Below are 9,203 nucleotides of genomic sequence, written 5' to 3'. Positions count from 1 at the left end.
TTTCATGGTGCGTCTTTGCACACTTCCTGGATGATTCTCATACTCTGATTATCAAGCCATGACAGGGCGCAGCAGACAAGGGGGTTCCAATAAATGCTGATTTATCAATGGCGCGAAAAAACGGATTTTGTTAATAGATTTGGCTTAAAGCGTATTTTGTTAACCGGATTTTGGTTAAGTACGATCAATAGATTTCATAAACTTTAATGAATACTATTTATCGTTCTGCGTAATAAAAATAGCTGGATTTCACGCCATAAAATGTTTAGGATTCTTCCTAATTTCTGATTGCTCAAAACAATCGTTTCAATGAGAGTGATTATCAAAAACTATGGCTAGCAGAATTTCTGTAGAAACCGACTTCGGTCACAAAGCTCTGAAGGTTCAGCGTAACGGCAATCTGAGACGTAAGGCCTGGTTAGCGGTATTCGCCGCATCGGCGCTGTTTTGGGGAGCTGTTGCAGTAATGATTTGGCATATATGGGGGTAACGATGTACCTGCAGTATTTGAATCAAAAACCACAGCAAGCCGTCAAGTTGAAGAAAGTGGATTGCAAAAGCAAGGCGAGAGAAAGCATCATCCCGGAAAGCTGGGGCCTGAACGAATTGCAACGTAACTTTATCGATTTAATGTCGGATAAAAGTAATAAAGCTTAAGGCTAAAACTTATATTCGTTACTTTTCTTAAACATGACAAATATAAATATTCACACTGTTTAACAGGCCAGCCATTTCTGGTCAGGGCACACTGTTAGCCCGTTAATGGGAAACTCCAATGGGAAACCATTGATAAACGGTAAAACCTGCTCGCATAGGCGTGAGGTTTCGAGGTAATACGTTTGGTCTTATAAGACCTGAGTGAGGGTGGAAATGAATTTAACGCAAATGACATGGTTTAGTGCCTGGACGTTTTCAGCCTTATTCTGGGCCAGCCTTCTCTGGCTTAGTATGGTCATGCATTAATAAAGCATACCTAAACGATTCACGACGCCTCGCTGAGCAATCAGCGGGGCGTTTTCTTTTGTGCTTCAGTGATGTTATCAAAACGTTACGCCGACTTTGTACTATCTTTAAATCAAACCCTGCATTTACTCAGGTTATGAGCAGATAAACGAAGGAGGAATCATGCCGTCTACCCTACGCGAAATAACAAAAGACGCACTGGAAGTAAAAGGTCAACGTTATCATTATTACAGCCTCGCTAAAGCCGCCGGGCAGCTTGGCGATCTTTCCCGTATGCCTAAATCCCTGAAAGTACTGCTTGAAAACCTGCTGCGCTACCAGGATGGAGACTCTGTTACCGATGAGGATATCCGCGCGCTCGCCGGCTGGCTGGCTAAGGCACACGCCGATCGTGAAATTGCCTATCGGCCTGCCCGTGTGCTGATGCAGGACTTTACCGGGGTGCCTGCGGTAGTCGATCTGGCCGCCATGCGTGAAGCGGTTAAGCGGCTCGGGGGAGACGTGGCTAAAGTTAACCCGCTTTCTCCCGTTGATTTGGTCATTGACCACTCCGTTACCGTTGACCGTTTCGGGGATGACGACGCTTTTGAAGAAAATGTGCGTTTAGAGATGGAACGCAACCACGAACGCTACGTTTTCTTGCGCTGGGGACAGAAGGCTTTTAACCGTTTTAGCGTTGTACCACCGGGAACCGGGATTTGCCATCAGGTTAACCTGGAGTACCTTGGCCAGGCGGTATGGCATGAAAATCAGGATGGCGAAGAAGTTGCCTATCCCGATACGCTGGTCGGCACGGATTCCCACACCACTATGATTAATGCGCTGGGCGTACTGGGCTGGGGCGTGGGCGGTATTGAGGCGGAAGCGGCCATGCTCGGCCAGCCGGTTTCAATGCTGATCCCTGACGTGGTCGGCTTTAAGCTGACCGGCAAACTGAATCCCGGCATTACCGCCACGGATTTAGTGCTGACCGTGACTCAGATGCTGCGTAAACACGGCGTGGTCGGAAAATTTGTCGAATTCTATGGGGATGGTCTGGACGATCTGCCGCTGGCAGACCGGGCGACTATCGCTAATATGGCGCCGGAATATGGCGCAACCTGCGGCTTTTTCCCGCTGGATGATGTCACGGTGGGCTACATGAAGCTGACCGGGCGCACCGCTGAACAGGTGGCGCTGGTGGAAGCCTATGCTAAAGCGCAGGGGTTGTGGCGTAACCCTGGAGACGAGCCGGTCTTCACCAGTTCGCTGGCGCTGGATATGGCCACGGTAGAAGCCAGCGTGGCCGGGCCTAAACGGCCGCAGGATCGCGTCTCGCTGGGCGAAGTGCCCCAGGCTTTTCAGGCCAGTAACGAGCTGGAAGTCAATCAGGCGCAGAAACAACACAAGCCGGTCAGCTATCGCGACAGCGCGACGGGCAAGGAACACCAGCTGGAGGATGGCGCGGTAGTGATTTCCGCCATCACATCCTGCACCAATACCTCTAATGCCAGCATTTTGATGGCGGCGGGTCTGCTGGCGAAAAACGCGGTGACGCTGGGCCTGGATCGCAAACCGTGGGTAAAAGCCTCGCTGGCGCCGGGATCCAAAGTGGTTTCCGACTATCTGGCGGCAGCCCGACTGACGCCTTATCTGGACAAGCTCGGTTTTAATCTTGTTGGCTACGGCTGTACCACCTGTATCGGTAACTCTGGCCCGTTGCCAGATGCAATCGAGAGCGCTATCAAAAAAGGTGACCTGACGGTTGGTGCCGTCCTTTCCGGCAACCGTAACTTTGAAGGCCGTATCCATCCTTACGTCAAAACCAACTGGCTGGCTTCACCGCCGCTGGTGGTCGCTTACGCGCTGGCCGGTAATATGAATATTAATCTGGAGACGGATCCGCTCGGTAATGACAAAACGGGCAAGCCGGTGTATCTGAAGGATATCTGGCCGTCGCCGGAAGCCATTGCGGAAGCGGTGCAGCTGGTGTCTACCGACATGTTCCATAAAGAATATGCGGAAGTGTTTGAAGGGACGCCGGACTGGCAGGCAATCAGCGTTAGCGAAGCGGCCACCTACGATTGGGACGAAGGATCAACCTACATTCGTCTGTCGCCGTTCTTTGATGACATGGAAAAAGAGCCGAAGCCGGTCGTTGATATTAAGGGCGCGAGGATTTTGGCGATGCTGGGCGACTCGGTCACGACTGACCATATTTCCCCGGCGGGAAGCATTAAAGCGGAAAGCCCGGCCGGACGCTATTTGCTTTCGCACGGCGTAGAGCGGGGCGATTTTAACTCTTACGGGTCGCGGCGTGGCAATCATGAAGTGATGATGCGGGGTACCTTCGCTAACATTCGTATTCGTAATGAAATGGTGCCGGGTGTTGAAGGCGGCGTCACCCGTTTCGTGCCTGGCGACGAGCAGCTGGCGATTTATGATGCGGCAATGAAATATCAGCAGCAGGGTACGCCGCTGGCCGTCATCGCCGGGAAAGAATACGGTTCTGGCTCCAGCCGCGACTGGGCCGCTAAAGGTCCCCGTCTGCTGGGTATTCGCGTGGTTATTGCGGAATCCTTTGAGCGTATCCACCGTTCAAACCTGATCGGGATGGGCATATTGCCGCTGGAGTTCCCGGAGGGCGTAACACGCAAAACACTGGGGCTGACCGGCGACGAGCAAATCGATATAGAAAACCTGAACCAGCTTAGTGCTGGCGGCACGGTAGCCGTGACGCTGACGCGTGCTGACGGCAGTCAGGAAGTGCTGCAAACGCGCTGCCGTATCGATACCGGTAATGAGCTGACCTACTACCGTAACGATGGCATTCTGCACTACGTTATTCGTAACATGCTGGTTGAAAGCTAAAACAAAAATGCCCCTGCAAAGGGGCATTTTTTTTCCTCGTGCGAGGGGGCCTGGGCGTTTTATTCATCACGCTTTTGGTAAAAGATGGCCCATTTTTTCGGCTTTAGTATCAAGGTAGTGCGCATTTTCCGGGTTACGCCCGACAATCAGCGGTACGCGCTCAATGATATTGATTCCCGCCTCGCTAAGGATTTCAACCTTACGTGGGTTATTGGTCAACAGACGGACTTCGTTCACGCCCAACAGCTTAAACATATCGGCACAAAGCGTGAAGTCACGCTCGTCAGCAGCGAAGCCAAGCTGATGGTTAGCTTCAACGGTATCGTAACCTTTATCCTGTAAGGCGTAGGCGCGGATTTTATTCAGAAGTCCGATATTGCGGCCTTCCTGACGATGGTAAAGCAGGACGCCACGGCCTTCTTCCGCTATATGATTCAGCGCCGCCTCGAGCTGAAAACCACAGTCACAGCGCAGGCTGAACAGCGCATCACCCGTCAAACACTCGGAATGGACGCGCGCCAGTACCGCCTCGCTGTTCGTAATATCGCCATAAACCAGCGCAACATGATCGTGACCGGTTGCCAGTTCTTCAAAACCCACCATGAGGAAATCTCCCCACGGCGTGGGCAGTTTGGCTTCTGCTACCCGTTTAAGCTGCATGTGACTCTCCAGATACATCAGGGGCTGCGCTAACCTTTGCGCCGACCATTCATAATAGCTATTTTGCCACAATCGGGAGCCGGACGGTTAACCTCTTAGAGCGATTGTTTTAATAGCGCACAATTATCGCCATCTCAATCAATATGTTATTATTTTTTATCATGTTGTCATCAGAAAAAATCAGCGTCTTGCTGGATCCACGGGGAAAGTCATGTTTGAGATCGCCAAACGCACTACGCTGGGTGCTCTGTTGCTGTTAATTATGCCGGTCGGCGTTTTGCTGACCGGCTGGCGCTGGCAGCCGACAGAGCCAGGGTGGGGCCATCATCTTTTATTCTGGCTGACCGAAACCGTTACCAGTCCATGGGGAGCGTTGACCAGCGTCATACTTTGCGCATGGTTTCTCTGGTGCCTGCGTTATCGTCTTAAGTCCGCCATCATTCTGTTGGCTATCGTGATAGTGGCCATTCTGGGCGGGCAATACACCAAAACATTTATCAAAGCTCAGGTACAGGAGCCGCGCCCTTATGTCCTGTGGCTCGAAAAAAATCACGGCCTTGATGAAAAGTACTTTTATGAACAGAAACGCAAGCAGCGCAGCCTTATGGTACGAGAGGCGATTGCGCAAGATCCTCGCTTGCCTGACTGGCTAAAGGCTCACTGGGAATTTGAAACCGGCTATGCTTTCCCCTCGGGGCATACGATGTTCGCGGCCACATGGGCGCTGCTGGCAGTAGGGCTATTGTGGCCTCGCCGCCGTATCGTGACGATCTGCGTGCTGGTGGCGTGGGCGATTGGCGTGATGGCCAGCCGTCTGGTGCTGGGCATGCACTGGCCGCGCGATCTGATCACGTCGACCTTAATCAGCTGGGTGCTGGTTACGCTGGCCGCCTGGCTGGTACAGCGCTACAGCGGGCCGCTGACTGTTCCACCGGCAGAAGAACAGGAAATAAGCGAACGCGACGAGACGTGATTGTGTTAGCGCCGTTTGCCCCCATAACCTGAGGAGGGGGCGGATATTTCATGCACCCTGGACGTATCAGGCAAGCAACAGGGCTATTTTTTTGGCATAATTCATCTGGTTATCACCAGACTATGGGACGGACTGTGAAATACTTGCTGATTTTTTTACTGGTTTTAGTGATCTTCATTATCTCTGTTACGCTTGGCGCACATAACGATCAGGTGGTGACCTTTAATTACCTGCTGGCTCAGGGCGAATATCGCGTTTCCACACTGCTGGCTACCCTGTTTGCGGCGGGATTTTTAATTGGCTGGGCCATTTGCGGACTGTTCTGGCTCCGTGTGCGCGTGGCGCTGGCTAATTCCCAGCGTAAACTGAAACGTCTCCAGCAGCAGCTGGGCCAGGCAGAAGAAGCGGCGGTCGCGCCAGCCGTTCCTGCCGTTAAGGAATAATCTCCTATGTTGGAACTGCTGTTTCTGTTGCTGCCCGTTGCCGCTGCCTATGGTTGGTACATGGGGCGCAGAAGCGCGCAGCAGGATAAGCAACAGGAAGCGAGCCGCCTGTCGCGCGATTATGTTGCTGGCGTGAATTTCCTGCTGTCCAATCAACAGGATAAAGCGGTCGACCTCTTCCTGGATATGCTGAAAGAAGACAGCGGCACGGTTGAGGCCCACCTGACGCTGGGCAACCTGTTCCGCTCAAGAGGTGAGGTCGATCGCGCTATCCGTATTCATCAGGCCTTGATGGAAAGCGCTTCGCTCACTTACGATCAGCGTCTTTTGGCCATACAGCAGCTGGGTCGCGACTATATGGCGGCAGGCTTTTATGACCGTGCTGAAGAGATGTTCAGCCAGCTGACCGATGAAACCGATTTTCGTGTTGGCGCGCTGCAGCAGCTGTTGCTGATTCATCAGGCAACCAGCGACTGGCCGAAAGCCATTGAAGTGGCCGAGCGGCTGGTCAAGCTGGGCAAAGAGAAGCAGCGCATGGAAATCGCACACTTCTATTGTGAGCTGGCGCTGCAGGCGATGGGGAGTGATGACCTCGACCGCGCGATGGGCCTGTTGAAAAAAGGCGAGTCCGCCGACAGGCAGAGCGCCCGCGTCTCGATTATGATGGGCCGTATCCATATGGCAAAAGGCGATTATGCCAAAGCGGTTGGATTTTTACAGCGTGTAATAGAGCAGGACAAAGAGCTGGTCAGCGAAACGCTGGCGATGCTGGAAACCTGCTACCAGCAGCTGCAGCAGCCTGATGCCTGGGCGGAGTTCCTCAAGCGCTGCGTTGAAGAAAATACCGGCGCGGCGGCGGAGCTTTACCTCTCTGATGTGATCGAAAAGGACGAGGGCGGCGAAGTGGCACAGCTCTATATTAATCGCCAGCTTCAGCGGCATCCTACCATGCGGGTTTTCCATCGCCTGATGGATTACCATCTGCACGAAGCGGAGGACGGCAGGGCGAAAGAGAGCCTGATGGTGCTGCGTGATATGGTCGGCGAGCAAATCCGTACCAAGCCGCGCTACCGCTGCCATAAATGTGGTTTTACCGCGCATGCGCTTTACTGGCACTGTCCTTCCTGTCGTGCCTGGTCATCGGTGAAGCCAATACGCGGACTGGACGGACAATAACCGGGCTGGCGGCTCCTGAAGCGCGCTGGCCTTTTTAATCAGTGTTAAATAGTTACAACATACTATTGATGGAGAAGATTACCGGGTTTCAGCTGCCCCCTGCCCTGGGTCAGGCAGGGAAAACTTGCCGCTAAACTGTGAATTTAACGACGTCGCAGGTAGAATGCTTGCCGTTTATCTCCTGCACCCCGCGGTGCCTATTTCAGAGGGTTTCAACATGCAATCATCTCCCGGTTCCCGCATTCTGGTGGCGTTAGACTACGCCGATCGCGCCAGCGCTATGGCCTTTGTTGACCGTATCGATCCGCGCAGCTGCCGTCTGAAGGTCGGTAAAGAGATGTTCACGCTGTTTGGCCCTCAGCTGGTCCGCGATCTACAGCAGCGGGGCTTTGAGGTGTTTCTGGACCTGAAATTCCATGATATTCCTAACACTACCGCCCATGCCGTGGCGGCAGCGGCCGATCTGGGTGTCTGGATGGTCAACGTTCACGCCAGCGGCGGTGCCCGTATGATGACGGCAGCTCGCGAAGCGCTGGTCTCCTTTGGTAAAGATGCGCCGTTGCTGATTGCTGTCACCGTGCTGACCAGTATGGAAGCAGACGATCTACGTGGGATCGGTATTGAACTTTCGCCAGCGGATCAGGCTGAAAAGCTGGCGCGGCTGACGCAGCAGTGCGGCCTGGATGGCGTGGTATGTTCAGCGCAGGAAGCAGTACGCTTTAAGCAGGCTCTGGGCCAGGACTTTAAACTGGTCACACCGGGTATTCGTCCGGCGGGCAGCGAGGTGGGCGATCAGCGGCGGATCATGACGCCGCAGCAGGCGTTACGGGCCGGGGTAGATTATATGGTTATTGGTCGTCCCGTCACACAGGCTGCCGATCCGGCTGTCGCGCTGAATAACATCATCACATCACTTGAGGAGGCATAATGGCCGATAACAACAGTCGTCTGGTCTATTCCACCGAAAGCGGCCGCATTGATGAACCTGCAGTAGTGGCCCCGCGACCAAAAGGTGACGGCATCGTACGTATACAACGGCAAACCAGTGGCCGCAAAGGCAAAGGTGTATGCCTGGTTACCGGCGTCGATTTACCGGATGCGGATCTGGAAAAACTGGCGGCCGAGCTGAAGAAAAAATGTGGCTGTGGCGGGGCGGTTAAAGAGGGTGTCATTGAAATTCAGGGTGATAAGCGCGATCTGCTAAAGACGCTGCTGGAAGCCAAAGGGCTGAAGGTAAAGCTGGCGGGCGGCTGAAAACAAAAAGGCCGCGGTTTGCTGCGGCCTTGATTCACGTGCTGGTCGTTAACGGCTGATCTGGTGGCCGATGATCCCGCCCACAGCTGCGCCGCCGACGGTGCCCAGACCGCTGCCGTTAGAAAGAATAGACCCTCCGATTGCGCCCGCACCCGCGCCAATAGCGGTATTGCGGTCACGTTTCGACCAGTTCGAGCATCCGCTCAAAGAAAGCACCAGAGTGGCGGCCAGCAGGCCAGCGGTAAGACGTTTAATTGTTACTGACATAGTCACTTCTCCATCATTGCTGCTGCAGGAATAACGCTATAAGTATAGAGGTGCGCCTGGCCATTTGGCCTGCATACGCCCGTTTGTTAGCGATTTATTTTACTAAAATCAAACATTGCCATTCTGTATCACGTTCGTTTTACCGTTTCCGTGAAGCAACACTTACACATTTGTTAAGTTTCAGACTTATTTCTGTAAAGGTATTGCTGGCACGTATTCTAAGCATAGACGATCGTCTTCACAGGTAAAAAATCTTAATTTTCCGCTATTTTTACCGGCACCCAGCTAATTTCTGCCACGCATCCAGCGATCGCCTCCATACCCTGTTGCCGGGCCAGCGGGGACAATGTAGAAAAAAGCGGGAGAAACCAAATGCTGGAAGAACTGAAACAACAGGTGCTGGAAGCCAACCTGGCGCTGCCTCGCCACGGTCTTGTCGTCTTCACCTGGGGCAACGTAAGCGCAGTCGATCGTGAGCAGGGGCTGGTAGTGATTAAACCTTCCGGGGTCAGCTATGAAGCGATGAAACGCGACGACATGGTGGTTGTCGATCTGGAAAGCGGCGAAGTGCGGGAAGGGAACATGCGGCCTTCTTCCGATACTGATACGCACCGTGC

11 protein-coding genes are annotated in these 9,203 nt (G+C 53.3%); 9 read left to right on the top strand and 2 right to left on the bottom strand.

Annotated elements, in window-relative coordinates; genetic code table 11:
* Nucleotides 1-331 precede the first annotated feature (331 nt).
* The 3 genes from RTK32_RS14150 to acnA all read left to right on the top strand — a co-directional run bounded on the left by RTK32_RS14150 (nt 332) and on the right by acnA (nt 3,813).
* A complete protein-coding gene (locus tag RTK32_RS14150) occupies nt 332-490 on the top strand; it encodes a YmiA family putative membrane protein (RefSeq protein WP_312045011.1) in 159 nt (52 codons plus the stop codon).
* A gap of 2 nt (nt 491-492) precedes the next feature.
* Nucleotides 493-657: a hypothetical protein gene (locus RTK32_RS14145; RefSeq protein WP_312045009.1), complete on the top strand. Its 165-nt coding sequence runs from the start codon at nt 493-495 to the stop codon at nt 655-657.
* Nucleotides 658-1,125: 468 nt separating this feature from the next.
* Nucleotides 1,126-3,813, top strand: a complete 2,688-nt coding sequence (gene acnA / locus RTK32_RS14140) for an aconitate hydratase AcnA (RefSeq protein WP_312045007.1) — start codon at nt 1,126-1,128, stop codon at nt 3,811-3,813.
* A 66-nt stretch (nt 3,814-3,879) separates the two neighbouring features.
* Here acnA and ribA read toward each other — a convergent pair whose 3' ends face one another.
* The gene (ribA, locus tag RTK32_RS14135; RefSeq protein ID WP_312045005.1) at nt 3,880-4,473 is read right to left on the bottom strand and encodes a GTP cyclohydrolase II; all 594 of its coding nucleotides are present in this window, start codon (nt 4,471-4,473) and stop codon (nt 3,880-3,882) included.
* 211 nt (nt 4,474-4,684) lie between these two features.
* Here ribA and pgpB point away from each other — a divergent pair, with 211 nt between their 5' ends.
* The 5 genes from pgpB to yciH all read left to right on the top strand — a co-directional run bounded on the left by pgpB (nt 4,685) and on the right by yciH (nt 8,319).
* Nucleotides 4,685-5,446, top strand: coding sequence for a phosphatidylglycerophosphatase B (pgpB, locus tag RTK32_RS14130; RefSeq protein ID WP_312045003.1), 762 nt, complete (start codon nt 4,685-4,687; stop codon nt 5,444-5,446).
* 134 nt (nt 5,447-5,580) lie between these two features.
* Nucleotides 5,581-5,889, top strand: a complete 309-nt coding sequence (locus RTK32_RS14125) for a lipopolysaccharide assembly protein LapA domain-containing protein (protein ID WP_312045000.1) — start codon at nt 5,581-5,583, stop codon at nt 5,887-5,889.
* A gap of 6 nt (nt 5,890-5,895) precedes the next feature.
* A complete protein-coding gene (gene lapB / locus RTK32_RS14120) occupies nt 5,896-7,065 on the top strand; it encodes a lipopolysaccharide assembly protein LapB (RefSeq protein WP_312044999.1) in 1,170 nt (389 codons plus the stop codon).
* A gap of 217 nt (nt 7,066-7,282) precedes the next feature.
* On the top strand, nt 7,283-7,993 hold the full coding sequence (gene pyrF / locus RTK32_RS14115; RefSeq protein ID WP_312044997.1) for an orotidine-5'-phosphate decarboxylase: 711 nt from the start codon (nt 7,283-7,285) through the stop codon (nt 7,991-7,993).
* A complete protein-coding gene (yciH, locus tag RTK32_RS14110) occupies nt 7,993-8,319 on the top strand; it encodes a stress response translation initiation inhibitor YciH (RefSeq protein ID WP_312044995.1) in 327 nt (108 codons plus the stop codon). The genes pyrF and yciH overlap by 1 nt, the downstream gene beginning before the upstream one ends.
* 48 nt (nt 8,320-8,367) lie before the next feature.
* Here yciH and osmB read toward each other — a convergent pair whose 3' ends face one another.
* Nucleotides 8,368-8,586 (bottom strand): osmotically-inducible lipoprotein OsmB, encoded by a 219-nt coding sequence (gene osmB / locus RTK32_RS14105; protein ID WP_312044993.1) that lies wholly within the window; start codon nt 8,584-8,586, stop codon nt 8,368-8,370.
* Nucleotides 8,587-8,958: 372 nt separating this feature from the next.
* Here osmB and RTK32_RS14100 point away from each other — a divergent pair.
* On the top strand, nt 8,959-9,203 hold a 245-nt coding region (locus tag RTK32_RS14100), incomplete at its 3' end, for a class II aldolase/adducin family protein (protein WP_312044991.1).

Origin of the sequence: Erwinia sp. (genome assembly GCF_031978025.1) — a bacterium.
Lineage (GTDB): Bacteria > Pseudomonadota > Gammaproteobacteria > Enterobacterales > Enterobacteriaceae > Erwinia.
This window is presented reverse-complemented; position numbering and strand designations above follow the sequence as displayed.

Coding starts and splice junctions, on each gene's coding strand:
- RTK32_RS14150 (WP_312045011.1), top strand. CDS start 332: ATGGCTAGCAGAATTTCTGTAGAAACCGACTTCGGTCACAAAGCTCTG.
- RTK32_RS14145 (WP_312045009.1), top strand. CDS start 493: ATGTACCTGCAGTATTTGAATCAAAAACCACAGCAAGCCGTCAAGTTG.
- acnA (WP_312045007.1), top strand. CDS start 1,126: ATGCCGTCTACCCTACGCGAAATAACAAAAGACGCACTGGAAGTAAAA.
- ribA (WP_312045005.1), bottom strand. CDS start 4,473: ATGCAGCTTAAACGGGTAGCAGAAGCCAAACTGCCCACGCCGTGGGGA.
- pgpB (WP_312045003.1), top strand. CDS start 4,685: ATGTTTGAGATCGCCAAACGCACTACGCTGGGTGCTCTGTTGCTGTTA.
- lapB (WP_312044999.1), top strand. CDS start 5,896: ATGTTGGAACTGCTGTTTCTGTTGCTGCCCGTTGCCGCTGCCTATGGT.
- pyrF (WP_312044997.1), top strand. CDS start 7,283: ATGCAATCATCTCCCGGTTCCCGCATTCTGGTGGCGTTAGACTACGCC.
- yciH (WP_312044995.1), top strand. CDS start 7,993: ATGGCCGATAACAACAGTCGTCTGGTCTATTCCACCGAAAGCGGCCGC.
- osmB (WP_312044993.1), bottom strand. CDS start 8,586: ATGTCAGTAACAATTAAACGTCTTACCGCTGGCCTGCTGGCCGCCACT.